Below are 16,705 nucleotides of genomic sequence, written 5' to 3'. Positions count from 1 at the left end.
GCCATTTCGGTGAATAGTCCCTCAGTGAGTATGGTTAATTTTCCCTGTTGCGTTGATTGGGCACCCATATCCCGGGTGCGTAGCGTAAAGCGAAGAGTAGCCCCTCAGCCCGCGGCAGTTGGAATGAAAGCTGGGGATCATGCTTGACTATAACCAGCCGATCGATCGGACCGGACCGGAGGCCTCGCAACGGAAGCCTCAGGCCGGCTTCAACGTGCTCGAGCTCGCCAATCTGCTCTGGCGGCGAAAGGTCGCGATCGCCGCGGCCGCCCTGCTTGGTGCGACGCTCGCAGTCGTCGTCGGCAAGAGCGTAACGCCGCGCTACACCGCCACCGCTCAGCTCTATGTCGACCCGCGCGAGCTTCAACTCGTCGACCGCGAGCTCACGCCCCGTGCCCAGGACGTCTCCGGCATGTCCATGGTGGTGGAGAGCCAGGCGCGCCTGATCACCTCCAACAGCGTGTTGCTCCAGGTGATCCAGCAGGCAGGTCTCGACAAGGATCCGGAATTCGGCGGCGGGGGCGGCACGAGCCTGATGTCGTCGCTGCTCGGGCTGATCGGCCTGCACCCCCGCGCACCTTCCGCCGCGGAGAAGAACGAAGTGCAACTTGCTGCGCTCGACGCATTGAACAAGCACATCACCGTCCGCAAGACCGAGAAGAGCTTCATCGTCGACATCGAGGTCTGGTCGACGGATCCCGCGAAAGCGGCGATGCTGGCCAACACGCTGACCAATGCCTACCTCGCCGAATCCCGCAACTCGCAGGCATCGGCGGCACGGCGCGCCACCAACGATCTCTCCAGCCGCCTGAAGGAGCTGCGCGAGCGGCTGCGCAACGCCGAGACTGCGCTTGCCACCTACAAGGCCCAGAACAATTTCGTCGGCACCCAGGATGCGCTGATCAGCGACCAGCAACTCTCCACCAGCAACCAGCGGCTTTCCGCGGCCCGTGCGGCGACGATGGATGCGCAGGCACGGCTCGATCAGATCGAGGCGAGCCGGCGCGCGGCCACGGATGCAGGTGCGATCCCCGAGGCGCTGCAATCGCCGACGATCGCGAATCTGCGCGCGCAATATGCCGACGCCCGCAAGAAATATGCGGAGCAGGCCGGCGAGCTCGGGCCGCGACATCCGGCGCTGCGCCAGACCGAGAAACAGGTCGAGGACCTCAAGCGTACCATCAACGAAGAGATCGACCGCTTCGCCCAGTCCGCCAAGAACGATTTGACGCGTGCCCGCGATTTTGAAGCTTCCCTCAACCGGGCGCTGGAAGCGCAGAAGCGGCAGAGCGTCCAGCTGAGCCAGGCCGGCGTGCGCCTGCGCGAGCTCGAACGCGAGGTCGATGCCAGCCGCGACGTCTATCAATCCTTTCTCAAGCGCTCGCGCGAGACCGAGGAGCAGGAGAGCCTGAACACTTCGGCTGCCCGCGTCATCGGCGAGGCGACGGTGCCCCAGCGGCGCTCGTTCCCGCCCGCGATGAGCTTGTTCGCCATGATCGGCTTCATCTTCGGGGCGATCGCGGCCTCAAGCTGGTTCGTCGCGGTCGAGATCCTGTTCACCGGCGCGACCGCACCAGCGCCGACGCCCGCGCGTCCACAGCGCACGCCGGCGCCGGATGCCATGCGAGCTCCGCAGCGCGCGCCCCCTCCAGAGGCTTCGCCGCCTCAGCCGGCCTCGCGAATTCCGGAAGTCGAACAGGTTCCGCCGGAACTTGCCGCGCCCCCGCTGCAGCCTTCAATGGTCGAGCAGCCCCTGATCGAAAAGCCGCTGATCGCACGCTTCCAGGAAGCCGACGTCATCCACACGCTCGGCGCCATACTCGCTACGGGCGGCGGCGTCGACCTCACACGGCTGGGCTGGCCAACGCTCCGCCCCGGTTTTCCCCTGACGACACTGCTCAACGCCTGGCGCGACATGCGCGCGGCGGTAGCCCGTCGCGCCGGCGGCAAGGCGATGCCGGTCATCGCGCTCGTCGGTGCCGGCGAGACCACCGGGCGTAGCGTGACCACGCTGAATTTCGCGCTGGCGGCTGCGCGCGACGGCGCCCGCGTGCTGATGATCGATGCCGACCATCGGGCACGCTCGCTCTCGAACAAGCTCATCCGTCCCAGCAAGAGCGAACCGAGCAGGCTCGGATGGCTCTCGATCGGCAACAAGGACGCACGCGAGATCAAGACGGTCAACGGCATCTCCGTACTGCCGGCCGCGGAAGGCGATGCCGGCAAGGCTGCCGCCGCGATCCGCAAGGCGATTGCGCAGGCCCGTTCCGCCGGCGGCTATGATCTCGTGATCCTCGACGGCCCGGCGATGCCGCTGTCGGCCGGCGACTGCAAGCTGCTCGACGACACCGATTCGCTGGTGGCCGTTCTGCCGACCAGCCTCGACGTCAACGACAGCCTGGAAGAGATCCTGGCTGCGCTCGGCCCCGCCGAGCGCAAGCTCGTCGGCGTCGTGCTCGAGGAGCTCACCCCAGCAATCCAAACGCGCCAGCGAGGCAGACAATATGCTTGAGCGCCGCGTCAACCTCGACGGACGGGCAGCGACTGCCGACGTGCCGAGAATCACGGTCGGCGGGCTTCGTATGGCCGCGCTCGACCTGGAAGCCACCGCCGATTTCATGATCGAGGCGACCGATCCTGATAGTCGCATCGGCCGGCCGCTGTTCCTGACCTCGGCCAATGGCGAGGTGCTGGCGCGCTGCTCGACCGAACCGCAGACGGAGCGCCTGTTCCGCGCCGCCGACCTGATCAACGCCGACGGTCAGCCGCTGGTCGCGGCCTCGAAGCTTCAATCCTGGTTCCCGCTGCCGGAGCGCGTTGCGACCACGGACCTGTTCCACATCGTCGCGCGCAAGGCGGAAGCGATCGGCCGCACGTTCTATATGTTCGGCGCAAGCGAGGCCGAGAACGCTGCTGCGGTCGAGAACGTCCAGAAGATGTATCCACGCCTCAAGATCGTCGGGCGCAGCCACGGCTATCTGCGAGGCGAGGCGCTGCGTGCGAAGGTCGAGGAGATCAACGCCCTGGCGCCGGACTATCTGTGGGTCGCGCTCGGCGTGCCCAACGAGCAGGCATTCGTGAAGGAGTTTACGGCGCATCTGACCAATGTTGGCGTCATCAAGACATCCGGCGGCCTGTTCAACTTTTTGTCCGGGAGCCGTTCCCGCGCTCCGCAATGGATGCAGAAGATCGGACTCGAATGGGCCTGGCGCACCTTGCTCGAGCCACGCCGTCTGCTCTGGCGCTATTTGACCACCAACCCCCGCGCGCTCTATCTTCTCCTCAGCCGCAACCGTCCCATCCGCTAGAAGAAGAGCAGAAGACGACATGACCGACCGACCGACCGTCCTCGTCACCGGGGGCGCGGGCTATATTGGCTCGCATGCGTGCCGCGCATTGACCGCCGCCGGCTACCAGCCCGTCGTTTATGACAATCTCTCGACAGGTCACCGCAGCTTCGTCTCTGGCCCGCTGGTAACGGGCGATCTGCTCGACGGCGCGGCGCTGGCGCGCGCCTTCGCCGACCACAAGGTCACGGCAGTGATGCATTTCGCGGCAGCGAGCCTCGTCGGGGAGTCCATGATCGACCCGCAGAAATACTACATCAACAACGTCCAGGGCACGTTGTCGCTGTTGCAGGCCATGCGCGACGCGGGCTGCCGTCGCATCGTGTTCTCCTCGACCGGCGCCGTCTATGGCAACGCCGATTCCAAGGAGCTGCCGGAAGACTTTCCTTGCGCGCCGATCAATCCGTACGGCGCATCGAAGTTGATGATCGAGCGCATGCTCGCCGACTACCGCACGGCCTACGGCTTCGGTGCGTTCTGCCTGCGCTATTTCAATGCCAGCGGCGCCGATCCGGCCGGCGGCATCGGCGAGTTGCGCGACAACGAAACCCATCTCATTCCGCGCGCCATGATGGCGCTTCAGGGACATGTCGACTTCGCGGTGTTCGGCGACGACTACGACACGCCCGACGGCACCGCGATCCGCGACTACATCCACGTCACGGACCTTGCGGCCGCGCATGTCGCGGCACTGAAGCTTCTGGAACAAGGGCATGCCGGCGGCAGCTTCAACCTCGGCACGGGCTCCGGATTTTCCGTGCGCGAGATCCTCGATGCGATCAGGCAGGAGACCGGGCGCGAGGTGCCGCACACAGTCAAGCCGCGCCGCGCCGGCGATCCCACCTATCTCGTCGCGGATCCTTCTGCTGCGAGAAAGGTGCTGAATTTCGTGCCGCGTCACTCCGACCTGCCGACGGTCATCCGCACGGCCTGGGCCTGGCACCAGAAGGCGCATCCGTTCAGGTCGCGCTAAAGCATGATCCGGAAAAGTGCGCAGCGGTTTTCCGAAAAGATCATGCTTAAACAACAACCTAAAGCGCGATGACGATTCATCCTAATCGCATCGCGCTTTAGGCAACCGTATTGCACCTTGCCGGCGGGGACCTTAAGCCGCTAAAGAGAATGAAGAGACTATGAAAACCCGCGTCGGCCGCTTTTCCGGCCGCCGGATGCTTGTGGTATGGCCGCCGATGGAGCGGCATACGTGGCTGCGCGACGCGCCATTCTTCAAAGCTTCAAGACCACGACCGGGTGCGCGCATCGGCCTGCTTTCAGGCGCGACAAGGAGCACGGAGCGAATGCATCAGGCCGCAAGCCTGCAATTCGAGCGCGTGGTGAACGAATTCGCCCGCTGGCTCGCCGTGCCCGAGGACGAACGGTCGCCCGCGCCGGCCTGGTGGTGGGGACCCGCGATCGCGGTGCGCGATGCGCACCAGCCGATGCCAGGTGCGTGGTCGTGCACGCTCGGCCTCGGCGACGGATCGACCTTTGCCGACGGAGCGTGCCTGCTTCTCGCCCTGTTCGAGGATCAGACCTCACTGCCGTGGCCGGACGATTTTCCGCGCAAGGCGGAACGCGAGGATGACGAGACCCGTGAGCTGCACCCGCAGCCGTCAGACGACAGCGCTTTTCAACCGTAACGCCGCGGCTTCCTCGGCGACGGGATCCCGCTCCGGCTGGAGCGGCGGCGCGACGGGCAGCACCATCGGCCGCAGCAGTTCCACGATCTGCCGCGCCGGCAGCGGCTTGGAGATGAGGAAGCCCTGCATCTCGTCGCAGCCATGGGTCCGCAGGAACGCCTCCTGCTCGGCATTCTCGACGCCTTCGGCGACGACGGTCATGCCGAGTGCCTTGCCCATGCTGATGATAGCCTGTGCGATCGCCTGATCCTCCGAATCCTGCGGCAGGTCGCGCACGAAGGAGCGGTCGATCTTGATGGTGTCGATCGGAAAGTGCTTCATCAGCGACATCGACGAATAGCCGGTGCCGAAATCGTCGATGGCCAGACGGATGCCGCGGCTCTGGATGGAGTCGAGCACCTTGAGCGCGCGACCGACATTGCGCATCATCATGCTCTCGGTGACCTCCAACTGCAGCAGCACCGGCGACATGCCGCTGGCGGCCAGCGCCTCGTCGACGTCCTGCAACAGATGTTCGTCGGCAAACTGCCGCGGCGACAGGTTGACCGCCATCGACAGCGGCAACAGGCCGCGGCGCTGCCAGGCCATGGCCTGCGCGCAGGCCTCATTCAGCACCCAGCGGCCGATCGGCACGATCAGCCCGGTTTCCTCCGCAAGCGGAATGAATTGCGCCGGCGAGACATTGCCGAGATCGGGATGCGCCCAGCGCAGCAGCGCTTCGACGCCCGTTATCTGGCCGGTCTCCATGTCGACCTTGGGCTGGTAGTTCAGCGAGAACTGCCCGCGCTCCAGCGCGCGGCGTAGTGCGCTCTCGAGCGACAGCCGCTCGATCGACTGCGTCTTCACTTCGTTGGAGAAGAAGCGATAGCCGTTCTTGCCGTCCTCCTTGGCGAGGTACATCGCCATGTCGGCATTCTTGGTCAGCGTCTGCGCGTCGGAGCCGTTGGCCGGATACATCGCAATGCCGATGGAGGCCGTGGTGTGACACTCGTGCCCCGCCAGCTCCATGGGCTCGGCGAGCGCCGCGAGCAGCCCGGTCGCGATGCGCTGGACGTCGTCAATCTCGCTGCACCGGTCAAGGATCACCACGAACTCGTCGCCGCCGAGCCGCGCCACCACGTCGCTGGCCCGCAGCGCGCCGCGCAACCGGTTCGCCACCTCGAGCAGGAGCAGGTCGCCCGCTTCGTGCCCCAGCGAATCGTTGATGACCTTGAAACGGTCGAGATCGATGAACAGCACCGCAAAGCGGTGATCGTGGCGCTGCGCGGTGTCGATCGCCGCGTGCAGCAGCCCGTTGAAGGTCTCGCGGTTCGGCAGATCCGTCAGGCTGTCGTGCGAGGCGAGATACTCGATCCGCTCGTCTGCCTGCTTCTTCTCGTCGGCGCGATCGAAATTCTCCATTGCGAAGGAGACGTTGTCGGCGAGGCGCTGCAACAGCTCGACGAATTCGGGCGTGAAGCTGGCCGGCTCGGTCGACATGTAGATCATGACACCGACGGCCTGGTCATGCGCGATGAGCGGAAACGCTGCGCCCGACCGCGCGCCGTCCCCACGCACGATGGCGTGGAAGACACGGACGCGAGCGTCGTTGAGATAATCGTTGATGATGCAGGGCTGCCGCGTCCGGAACGCCGTGCCGCTCATGCCGCGCCCCTCGGGCCGCTCGGGATCGACGGAGAGACGGACGTTGCGCGTGGTGTCGGCGGACGGGCCGGCGGCGGCTACGATCTCGAGCTGGTCCGTGCCGGCCCTTGACAGCGCAATCGTGGTCGAGGTGAACTTGGCACCGTTCGATGCCGCAAGGCATACGAGGTCGAACAGCTCGGCACGCGACTTTGCCCGCATGATCGCCTCGTTGGTCGCACTCAGAGCCGCGAACATGCGCGTCAGGCGCTCCTTCTGCGCTTCGGTCCGGACCTTCTCCTCGGCGCGATCGAAATTGTCGAGTGCAAAGGAGACGTTTTCCGCCAGGCGTCCGAGCAGCTCGACCAGATCGGGCGTGAACGTATCCTCTTCCAGCGCGAGAAAGAGCAGAATGCCGACCGGCTTCTCTCCCGCCCTCAGAAGCGGGAAGCTCGCAGCAGCCCGCGTTCCATCCTCGATGGCCTTTGTGCGCCAGTATGCCGACCGCGGCTCGTTCAGATAGTCGTTCATGACACTGGGCCGGCGGGTTCGGAGCGAGGTGCCGATGATGCCCTCGCCCTCGGGATGGCCGGCGGAAATGTTACAGCTGCGTCCAGCCATGCGCTCCTGCAGGCGCCCCTTGACCGCAACGACTTGAACGACCTCTCGTTCTTCATCGATGATGCCGATGGTCGCCGAGGCGAAGAGATCGCCGAGCACGGCCGCCTGGCAGGCAGCCTCGAACAGCTCCTCGCGCGACTTGGCGCGCATGATGGCTTCGTTGGTTGCGCTCAGCGCCTCGAACATGCCGCTCAGACGATTGCGCTGCTTGTCCGCTCGCGCCTTCTCGTCGGCGCGGTCGAAACTTTCGAGTGCGAAGGCGACGTTGGCCTGAAGCTTGCGCAGCAACTCGACGAGTTCCGGCGTGAAGGTGCCGCGCTCCGGAGAATTGAACAGAAACACGCCCTCCACCCGGTCGCCATTGAACAGCGGCAACGCCGCGGAGGATGCGATGCCGTTGCGGCGGGCGCTGGCCTGCCATGGCGCGATGCGATCATCGGCGAGCACGTCGTTGCTGACGGCGGGCTGGCGCGTGCGGAACGCCGTGCCCGTCAGTCCGCGCCCTTCGGGCACCCGGTCGGAGGTGGCGAACGTGAAGTTGCGAACCTGATCCGCATTCGGTCCGTAGCAGGCGACGACGCGCAGCAACTCGGCCCGATCGTCGACCAGCGCGATGGTGGCCGAGGTGAACTTGGCTCCCTTCGCGGTCGCCTCGCAGACGAGGTCGAACAGCTCGGACCGCGACCGCGCACGCAAGATCGCCTCGTTGGTGGCGCTGAGCGCCGCATACATTCGCGCCAGGCACTCTTCTTCCGCGGCGATCTGGGTTTTCTCGGCCTCGCGGCCGAAATTCTCGATCGCGAACGAGACGTTCTCCGTCATGCGCAGCAGCAGCGCGACGATCTCCTCGTCCTTGGCCCAGGAACGGCTGATGAAGAACAGCAGCACGCCGACGCTCTCGCCGTACCTGATCAGCGGCGCGACGACGCACGCGGCAACGCCGGTGTTGACGTTGGCCTGCTCCCATGGCGAGCCCCTGGTGCGGCTGGCGAGATCGTCCTCGACGATGGCTTTCTGCGTCCGGAACACCTCGCCGGAAATGCCCTTGCCATAGGGATTCTCCGGATCGATCGAATAGCGCGCCTGGGTGACCAGCTCGAGGTTCTGCCCGGTGGCAGCGACAGGCTTCATCCAGTGCGAATCCGGCTCGCGAAGCAGGACGATGGTCGCCAGCGACTTGCCGCTGTGGACCGAGGCATCGCACACGAGCTGATACAGCTCCTGCTCGGTCTTGGCGCGCAGGATGGCCTCGTTGGTGGCGCTGATCGCACCGAACATCCGGTTGAGCCGCCGTGTCGCCCGCTCACTCGTCTGCCGCGCGGTCTCGCGCGCGAAGTTGTCCAGTGCGTAGGATATGTTCGCCGACATGCGCTCGAACAGCGACACCATCTGCTCGTCCAGCGAATTGGCTTCGCTACGCGTCACAAACAATACGCCGACGCTTTTGCCGTTGCAGAGCAGCGGCAGCGCCGCGGCCGCGCCGATATGGGCCTTGGCGGCGCCCTCGCGCCACGCCAGGGAGCGCGAATCGTTCAGATAGTCGTTGCTGATGCACAGCTTCTGATCGCGAAAAGCCTCGCCGCCGACGCCAGATCCTTCAGGTGTGCCGGCTTCCGTCGTGATCACAATCGAGCGGAGCCGCAGAATGTCATCGCCGCAGCCGGCCGCGAAGCGCAACCGCGGTCCGTCCGGCTCCACCAGGAACACGGCAACGGCCAGAAAATCCCCGCTCGAAAATCCGGCGTCGCAGACCTTCTGGTACAGCTCGTCCGGCGATCTCGCGTAAAGGATCGCTTCATTGATGGCGCTCAACGCCGCAAAGGTGCGCGCGAGTGTCGTCGGCACGATCTCAGCTCCCGGGCATTTCTGCCTATTTCTCCCGGTGACTTTATCAGCGGCGATCGCCTAAGTGGTCGTTATTGCGCACTGCAAACCGTCGATCAAAGTGAACGAGCAACGAACGAGCAACGCACAACTGCCGGAAATGCCGCCGCGCGGGTCGAATCTTCGACCAAAGGCGCGTTCTCTTTACGAATTTGCAGCCCTGTGTTGGTTTACAGGAGATTGATATCGCTCCTGCGCTTTGAGACGATGGCACCCAACAAGCAGCCTGTTGAGGGCAGCAAGCCGAGGGAACGCCATGCCGATCGTCAAGGCCGATCGCCTCACGCGCGTCAGCGCCGCCCTGCTCCGCGCCGCCGGAGCATCCGAGGAAGAGGCCGATGCGGTCGCTATCGGCTGCGTCAACGCCAATCTCGCCGGCCATGATTCCCACGGCGTGATCGCCGTTCCCACCTATATCGACCGCATCAAGGCCGGTCACATCGTTCCCGGTGCCAAGTGGACCATCGTCCAGGAATCCCCGACCACGACCGTGATCGATGGCCATTGGGGCTTTGGCTTCCACGTCAACGCCAAGGCGATGGCGCTGACGATCGAGAAAGCGAAGACGGCGAACGTCGCCGCCTGCACCGTGTTCCGGCAGAGCCATGTCGGGCGCCTCGCCGCCTACCCCTTGATGGCGATGCGCGAAGGCATGATCGGGATCGCCACGGCGGACTCCGGCCGCTCGCCGAAGCACGTCGCCCCGTTCGGGGGAAAGGAGGCGCGGCTCGGCACCAACCCCATCTCGATCGCGGTGCCGTCCGATCTCGATACGCCGTTCTACCTGGACATGGCGACCTCCGCGGTTGCAGCTGGCAAGGTCCAGCTTGCGGTCGCCCGTGGCGAGGAGATTCCGACGGGGTGGATCATCGATGCCGAGGGACGGCACACGACCGATCCGACCCAATACCGCAAGGGCGGCGCGCTGCTGCCGCTCGGCGGCACCGAGGGCTACAAGGGCAGCGGCCTCGCCGCGATGGTCGAGGTGCTGTGCGGCCTGCTCACAGGTCTCGGCTTCGGCGTCGAGCCCACCGGGCGACACAATGACGGATGCTTCATGGCGGTGTTCAATGTCGCCGCGTTCCGGCCGCTGAAGGAGTTCAAGCGCGAGGTCGCTGAATTCGCGCATTACCTCAAATCGACGCCGCCGTCCGAGGGCAGCAAGGGCGTCTACTATCCCGGTGAGATCGAAGGCTTGCGCGAGCAGCAGCGCCTGCGCGACGGCATCGAGATCGAGGATGCCACATGGGAAAAATTGCGCGCTCTGGCGCGCGGGTACAGGCTCGACACCGTGCTCGATCTGGCCTGACGGCATCAGGAGAACAGCAGCATGACGCGGCAGATGGTATTGGTCGGCTTCCTCCAGGCGCAGAATTGCACAAACCTGCCGAGTTCCTGGCGGCATCCGGACTCGCGCAACGACTCGATGTCGGCGGACTATTACCAGGAGATCGCCAGAATCCTCGAGGCCGGCAAGTTCCACATGGCCTTCTTCGACGACCGCCTGGCGATGCCGGACCGCTACGGCAACGACCACGCCCACACCGTCGAATACGGCATCCGCTGCGTGAAGATGGATCCGCTGATCGTGCTGACCACGATGGGCATGGTCACCGAGAAGCTCGGCCTTGGCGCGACCTGCTCGACCACCTACTACGAGCCTTTCGACGTCGCGCGCCGCTTCGCAACGCTCGACCTGATGTCCGGCGGGCGCGCCGGCTGGAACGTCGTCACCTCGCTCAACGACGGCGAGGCGCTCAACATGGGGCGCGACTCCCACCCCGAGCATGATTCCCGCTACGACCGCGCCGACGAGTTCATGGAGGTCGTGCTCGGCCATTGGGACACTTGGGAGGACGGCGCGCTGATCATGGACAAGCAAAGCGGTCGCTTCGCCGATCCGACCAAGGTGAAGCGGCTCGACCACAAGGGACCGGCCTTCAGGTCGCGCGGGCCGTTCACCGTTCCGCGTTCGCAACAAGGCCATCCCGTGATCATCCAGGCCGGCGCCTCGGGCCGCGGCCAGCGCTTCGCTGGGCGCTGGGGCGAGGTGATCTTCACCGCCGCGCGCAATCTCGCTGCCGCCAAGGACGGCTATGCGGCCGTGCGCAACGAAGCGGCGACGGCCGGCCGCGACCCTGACCAGATGTTCCTGTGCAACCTGACGACGCCGGTCTGCGCCGCAACCAAGACTGAAGCCGAAGACAAGATGGCGCTGATCGACAAGCTGCCACTCCAGATCGACGCGCTGTCGCTGCTCGCCGAAGCGCTCAACTACGATTTCGCCTCCAAGGATCTCGACGAGCCACTGACGACGGAGGAACTGAAAGGCATGCAGGGCATCCTGGGCATCCGCGACGGCGTGCTGAAGGCGTCAGGCAAGAGCAACCCGAGCGCGCGCGACTTCGTCACCTTCTCCGGCCGCGGGCAAGTGCAGGACGCGATGGTCGGCGGTCCCAAGGAGATCGCGGACAAGCTGGAGGAGATGTTCGTGGAGCGCGGCTGCGATGGCTTCGTCATCGCCGCAACCTACGTGCCCGGCTCCTACGCCGATTTCGTCAACCATATCGTACCAGAGTTGCAGCGTCGCGGCCTGTTCCAGACGGACTATCGCGGCAAGACGCTACGGGAAAATCTCGGGCTTGAGCGGCCGGCTGCCGGCGCCTGGAAGGTGCAGCCGCGCGAGGCTGCGGAATAACGAGGACATGACATGCGCTGGCTGAAATTCACCGCCTCGGGCAAGACGTCCTGGGGGATCGTTGAAGGCGACCGGGTGATCGCGGTCGATGGCGATCCCTTCGCCGGATGGCAGCGCACCTCGCGGATGCTGCCGTTGTCCGAGGTCAAGATCGAATTGCCGCTGATCCCGCGCACCTTTTATTGCGTCGGCTTGAACTATCTGAAGCACCTCAAGGAAGCCGCCGACAAGCGCGGCGAGGTGCCGGCCGTCCCGGACAGGCCCGAGATCGGCTATCGCGCGCAGAACGCGCTGATCGCGCATGACGAGGAGGTCGTGATCCCCTCCTTCGCGACGGACAAGATCCATTATGAGGGCGAACTCGTCGTCGTCATCGGCAGGAAGGTGAAGCATCTCACCGAGCAGAACGCGATGGATTGCGTGTTCGGCTACACCATCGGCAACGACGTCAGCGAGCGCAGCTGGCAGAAGGCCGATCGCAGCCTGTGGCGCTCCAAGAATGCCGACACGTTCAAGCCGATGGGGCCGTGGATCGAGACCGAAGCCGATCTCGAAAAGATGGAAACGATCGTTCGCGTCAACGGCAAGGAGACCAACCGCTTCGCGACCGCCGACATGATCTTCGGCGTGGTGCCCTTCCTGGTCGAGTTGACCAGGTATTTTACGCTATGGCCCGGCGACGTCATCTGGATGGGCACCGACGGCGCGTCGCCGGATATCAAGCACGGCGACGTCGTGGAGGTCGAGATCTCGGGCGTCGGGACGTTGCGGAACAGATTTGTGCGGGAGGAGCGGTAGTCTGACTACCCTGCGGCACTTCCCGCAAGTCAGAACGGCAACGCGACGCCCGTCTTGATCTCCTTCAGCACGACATTGCTGCGGACGTAGCGGATGCCGGGGATGCGGAACATGAACTCGTCGAGGAAGCGGTTGTAGGCCGCCATGTCCTGCACGACGACGCGCAGATGATAATCGGCGTCGCCCGTGGTCGCAAAGCACTCCAGCACCTCGCGGCGCTTCGTGACCCTGGCCACGAACTCGTCGACGAACTTCGCGTCATGCCGCTCCAGCGAGACGTGGAGAATGGCCGACATCGCAAAGCCCGCCTGCTCGCGTGCGACCAGCGCCGCATAGCCCCGGATGACGCCGCTCTCCTCCAGGGCCCGCACCCGGCGCCAGCAGGCCGAGGTGGACATGCCGACCTCATCGGCGAGCTGCTGGTTGGTGGCGCGGCCGTCCCTCTGGAGGTGCTGGAGAATCCGGGTGTCCTGCTCTTCGATCATGCGCGCCTCTCAACGCGACAATGTCTACCAAATTCAGGCGTAAAGTGCAAAATTCTACCAAATTATCATCCCGCTTGGGGTAAATAGGTAAGATCTACCGGCGGCCCGGGCATAACCTTCCATCATCCGGCAGGATGCCGCGCGAGGTCCGCCATGGACGCCATTCCGTCACTCGACACTTACGAGCTCTCCGACCGCTACGAGCGCGAGGAGGGCCGCGTCTTCCTTACGGGCACGCAGGCCATCGTCCGCATCGCGCTCGACCAGGCGAGACGCGACCGCGCGAACGGGCTCAATACCGCCGGCTTCATCTCCGGCTATCGCGGCTCGCCGCTCGGCGGCGTTGATCTCGAACTGTGGCGCATCCAGGAACGGCTCAAGCAGGACCGCATCGAATTTCTTCCGGCCGTCAACGAAGACCTCGCGGCGACAGCGGTGCTGGGCTCGCAGCAAGTCGAAACGCAAGCCGACCGCGAAGTCGATGGCGTGTTCGGGCTGTGGTACGGCAAGGGCCCCGGCGTCGATCGATCCGGCGATGCGCTCAAGCATGGCAACGCCTATGGCTCCTCGCCGCATGGCGGCGTGCTGGTGGTCGCCGGCGACGACCATGGCTGCGTCTCCTCTTCGATGCCGCACCAGTCCGACGTCGCCTTCATGAGCTGGTTCATGCCGACGCTGCATCCGGCAAGCGTCGGCGAATATCTGGCGTTCGGCGAATATGGCTATGCGCTGAGCCGTTTCTCCGGCATGTGGGTCGGCTTCAAGGCGATCTCGGAGATCGTGGAATCAGGCGCCTCGGTCGCGCTGCGCCCGCCGCGAGCCTTTCTCACGCCCGACTTCACGCCGCCGCCCGGCGGCCTGCACTATCGTTGGCCCGACCTGCCGGGCCCGCAGATCGAGGAACGGCTGGAGGCGAAGAAGCACGCGGTCTACGCCTTCGCCAAGGCCAACCCGATCGACCGTCACATCTACGACATTCCGAACGCCACCTACGGCATCGTCACCACTGGCAAGGCGCATCTCGATCTGATGGAAGCACTGCGGCTGATGGGCCTCGACGAAGCGGCCTGCCGCAGCATCGGCATCGACGTCTACAAGGTCGGCATGGTCTGGCCGCTGGCGCTGCATGACGCCATGGATTTCGTGAAAGGCAAGCGCGAGATCCTCGTGGTCGAGGAGAAGCGCGGCATCATCGAGAGCCAGTTCAAGGAATATTTTTACGACTATCCCGGCGCCAAGCCCGAGCGCATGGTCGGCAAGCACGACGAGCGAGGGGCAAGGCTGATCTCCTGGATCGGCGAGTTGTCGCCGCGGGCGCTCGCTTCCGTGCTGGCGCGCCGGCTCGACCCAATGTTTCCGGGCCTCAATCTCGCCGCGCGCGCAGCCGCCTTGATGCCGGAAGCGGCGCGCACCATCAATGTCAGCGGCGCGTCGCGCACGCCCTATTTCTGCTCGGGCTGCCCGCATAACACGTCTACGAAGGTCCCGGAGGGATCCAAGGCCCTCGCCGGCATCGGCTGCCACTTCATGGCGAGCTGGATGGACCGCGAGACCTCCTCGCTCATCCAGATGGGCGGCGAAGGCGTGAACTGGGCGGCATCGTCAAGATTCACCGGCAACAAGCACGTTTTCCAGAATCTCGGTGAAGGCACTTACTACCACTCCGGCTCGATGGCGATCCGGCAGGCGATCGCGGCCAAGGCCAACATCACCTACAAGATCCTGTTCAACGATGCCGTCGCGATGACGGGCGGCCAACCGGTCGACGGCCCGGTCAGCGTCCATGCCATCGCCCACAGCGTCCGCGCCGAGGGCGTGGCGCGTATCGCGCTGGTGTCGGATGATCCCGCACAGTTCTCGTCGGCCGACCTGCCGACCGGTGTCACCATCCACCCCCGCGAGGAGATGGATACCGTGCAGCGCGAGCTGCGCGACGTCTCCGGCGTGTCCGTCCTGATCTATCAGCAGACCTGCGCCACCGAGAAGCGACGCCGCCGCAAGCGCGGGCAGATGGCCGATCCCAAACGCTTCGCCTACATCAACGACCTCGTCTGCGAAGGCTGCGGCGACTGCTCGGTCGAATCCAACTGTCTCAGCGTCGAGCCAAAGGAGACGCCGTTCGGCCGCAAGCGTCAGATCAACCTGTCGACCTGCAACAAGGATTTTTCCTGTCTCAACGGCTTCTGCCCGAGCTTCGTCACCGTCGAAGGCGCGACGCGCCGGAAGAAAAGCGCAAGCCGGATCGACGCGGTCGGCCGCGCGGCCACGCTACCCCTGCCTGCGCCCCGAACGCTCGACCGCCCCTATGATCTGCTCGTGACCGGCGTCGGCGGCACCGGCGTGATCACGGTTGGCGCGCTGATCGGCATGGCCGCGCACCTCGAACGCCGCGGCGTCTCGGTCCTCGACTTCACCGGCTTTGCGCAGAAATTTGGCCCCGTGCTGAGCTACATCCGCCTCGCCGCGAGCCCCGACGTGTTGCATCAGGTCCGCATCGACCAGGGTGCGGCGGACGCGCTGATCGGCTGCGATCTCGTCGTCAGCTCCTCGCCAAAGGCGTCCGGAACCTACCGGAAAGGCACGCTCGCTGCGCTCAACACGGCGGAGATGCCGACCGGCGACGTCGTCCGCTTCCGCGACGCCGATCTCGCCTCGCCCGCCCGCCTGCGTGCGATCGGCCGCGTGATCGGCGAGAGCAATCTCGGCGCGATCAACGCGAATGGGCTGGCCGAACGGCTGCTCGGCGATGCCGTCTATGCCAACATCATCATGCTTGGCTATGTCTGGCAACGCGGACTCGTGCCGGTCTCGCTGCAAGCGCTATTGCGCGCGATCGAGCTCAACGGCGTCGCGATCGAACGCAACAAGCAGGCCTTTGCCTGGGGCCGGATCGCCGCGGCCGATCCGGTTTCTCTGCCGAACGCGGACGATGCGCCCAAAGCCGAGACGCTCGACCAGCTCATTGCCCGGCGCTTCGATTTCCTCACGGCCTATCAGAACGCGGCCTATGCGGCGCAATACCGGGCGATCGTCGCAAGAGTCCGCAATGCCGAAGCCGGCCTGAACAGCGAGGCGCTGACCGAGGCCGTCGCGCGCAGCCTGTTCAAGCTGATGGCCTACAAGGACGAGTACGAGGTGGCGCGGCTGCACATGCAGAGCGGCTTCCTCGACGAGCTGAAGCGCGAATTCGAGGACGGCTTCAGCATCCAGTATCACCTCGCCCCGCCGTTCCTGCCATCGCGGCGCGACGCACGTGGACGTCCGCGCAAACGCGCCTTCGGCCAGTGGATCCAGATGCCTCTCAACATGCTCGCGCGCTTGAAGTGGTTGCGCGGGACGCCGTTCGATCCATTCGGCTACGCCGCGGAACGGCGAGCCGAGCGGGAGCTGATCGCCTGGTATCAAGGCCTGATCGAGCGGATGCTCGGCGGGCTCGATACGGCGAGTCTTCCGGATCTCGTCGCGATTGCAAGGGCCCCCATGGATATCCGCGGGTATGGGCCGGTCAAGGACGCCGCGATCGCGAAGGTGAGGTCCGAGATCGAGCGGCTGCTCGCCGAACTCCCCACGCCATCGCCGGCAAGGATGCGCGCCACCGGTTGACGCGGC

10 protein-coding genes are annotated in these 16,705 nt (G+C 65.2%); 8 read left to right on the top strand and 2 right to left on the bottom strand.

The window, feature by feature from the left end:
• Positions 1 to 139: 139 nt before the first annotated feature.
• The 4 genes from ACSHT2_RS24650 (at position 140) to ACSHT2_RS24635 (ending at position 4,987) form a co-directional block, all read left to right on the top strand.
• Complete coding sequence (locus ACSHT2_RS24650; protein WP_440637103.1) at positions 140 to 2,512, top strand: exopolysaccharide transport family protein; 2,373 nt, start codon at positions 140 to 142, stop codon at positions 2,510 to 2,512.
• Entirely contained in the window at positions 2,505 to 3,308 is an 804-nt protein-coding gene (locus ACSHT2_RS24645) for a WecB/TagA/CpsF family glycosyltransferase (protein ID WP_440637102.1), read from the top strand. Before ACSHT2_RS24650 ends, ACSHT2_RS24645 begins: the two co-directional genes overlap by 8 nt.
• A 19-nt stretch (positions 3,309 to 3,327) precedes the next feature.
• On the top strand, positions 3,328 to 4,320 hold the full coding sequence (gene galE / locus ACSHT2_RS24640) for a UDP-glucose 4-epimerase GalE (protein WP_440637101.1): 993 nt from the start codon (positions 3,328 to 3,330) through the stop codon (positions 4,318 to 4,320).
• A gap of 325 nt (positions 4,321 to 4,645) precedes the next feature.
• Positions 4,646 to 4,987, top strand: a complete 342-nt coding sequence (locus tag ACSHT2_RS24635) for a hypothetical protein (RefSeq protein WP_440637100.1) — start codon at positions 4,646 to 4,648, stop codon at positions 4,985 to 4,987.
• Here the strand turns inward: ACSHT2_RS24635 and ACSHT2_RS24630 are convergent.
• Positions 4,961 to 9,076, bottom strand: coding sequence for a bifunctional diguanylate cyclase/phosphodiesterase (locus ACSHT2_RS24630; protein ID WP_440637098.1), 4,116 nt, complete (start codon positions 9,074 to 9,076; stop codon positions 4,961 to 4,963). The genes ACSHT2_RS24635 and ACSHT2_RS24630 overlap by 27 nt on opposite strands.
• 295 nt (positions 9,077 to 9,371) lie before the next feature.
• Here ACSHT2_RS24630 and ACSHT2_RS24625 point away from each other — a divergent pair, with 295 nt between their 5' ends.
• From ACSHT2_RS24625 to ACSHT2_RS24615, 3 genes are read left to right on the top strand one after another with little or no spacing between them, the layout of a single operon-like run.
• On the top strand, positions 9,372 to 10,424 hold the full coding sequence (locus ACSHT2_RS24625) for an Ldh family oxidoreductase (RefSeq protein WP_440637097.1): 1,053 nt from the start codon (positions 9,372 to 9,374) through the stop codon (positions 10,422 to 10,424).
• A gap of 21 nt (positions 10,425 to 10,445) precedes the next feature.
• Positions 10,446 to 11,813, top strand: coding sequence for an LLM class flavin-dependent oxidoreductase (locus tag ACSHT2_RS24620; RefSeq protein ID WP_440637095.1), 1,368 nt, complete (start codon positions 10,446 to 10,448; stop codon positions 11,811 to 11,813).
• Between the two features lie 12 nt (positions 11,814 to 11,825).
• Positions 11,826 to 12,611: a fumarylacetoacetate hydrolase family protein gene (locus ACSHT2_RS24615; RefSeq protein WP_440637094.1), complete on the top strand. Its 786-nt coding sequence runs from the start codon at positions 11,826 to 11,828 to the stop codon at positions 12,609 to 12,611.
• Between the two features lie 29 nt (positions 12,612 to 12,640).
• Here the strand turns inward: ACSHT2_RS24615 and ACSHT2_RS24610 are convergent, their stop codons facing one another.
• Positions 12,641 to 13,096, bottom strand: coding sequence for an Lrp/AsnC family transcriptional regulator (locus ACSHT2_RS24610; RefSeq protein WP_440637092.1), 456 nt, complete (start codon positions 13,094 to 13,096; stop codon positions 12,641 to 12,643).
• Between the two features lie 153 nt (positions 13,097 to 13,249).
• Here ACSHT2_RS24610 and ACSHT2_RS24605 point away from each other — a divergent pair, with 153 nt between their 5' ends.
• Positions 13,250 to 16,699 carry an indolepyruvate ferredoxin oxidoreductase family protein gene (locus ACSHT2_RS24605; RefSeq protein ID WP_440637090.1) on the top strand — a complete coding sequence of 1,150 codons (3,450 nt, stop codon included), beginning with the start codon at positions 13,250 to 13,252 and terminating at the stop codon, positions 16,697 to 16,699.
• The last annotated feature ends 6 nt before the right edge of the window (positions 16,700 to 16,705 follow it).

The sequence above is a fragment of the Bradyrhizobium sp. PUT101 genome (assembly GCF_052043945.1).
GTDB lineage: Bacteria > Pseudomonadota > Alphaproteobacteria > Rhizobiales > Xanthobacteraceae > Bradyrhizobium.
This window is presented reverse-complemented; position numbering and strand designations above follow the sequence as displayed.

Coding starts and splice junctions, on each gene's coding strand:
- ACSHT2_RS24650 (WP_440637103.1), top strand. CDS start 140: ATGCTTGACTATAACCAGCCGATCGATCGGACCGGACCGGAGGCCTCG.
- ACSHT2_RS24645 (WP_440637102.1), top strand. CDS start 2,505: ATGCTTGAGCGCCGCGTCAACCTCGACGGACGGGCAGCGACTGCCGAC.
- galE (WP_440637101.1), top strand. CDS start 3,328: ATGACCGACCGACCGACCGTCCTCGTCACCGGGGGCGCGGGCTATATT.
- ACSHT2_RS24635 (WP_440637100.1), top strand. CDS start 4,646: ATGCATCAGGCCGCAAGCCTGCAATTCGAGCGCGTGGTGAACGAATTC.
- ACSHT2_RS24625 (WP_440637097.1), top strand. CDS start 9,372: ATGCCGATCGTCAAGGCCGATCGCCTCACGCGCGTCAGCGCCGCCCTG.
- ACSHT2_RS24620 (WP_440637095.1), top strand. CDS start 10,446: ATGACGCGGCAGATGGTATTGGTCGGCTTCCTCCAGGCGCAGAATTGC.
- ACSHT2_RS24615 (WP_440637094.1), top strand. CDS start 11,826: ATGCGCTGGCTGAAATTCACCGCCTCGGGCAAGACGTCCTGGGGGATC.
- ACSHT2_RS24610 (WP_440637092.1), bottom strand. CDS start 13,096: ATGATCGAAGAGCAGGACACCCGGATTCTCCAGCACCTCCAGAGGGAC.
- ACSHT2_RS24605 (WP_440637090.1), top strand. CDS start 13,250: ATGGACGCCATTCCGTCACTCGACACTTACGAGCTCTCCGACCGCTAC.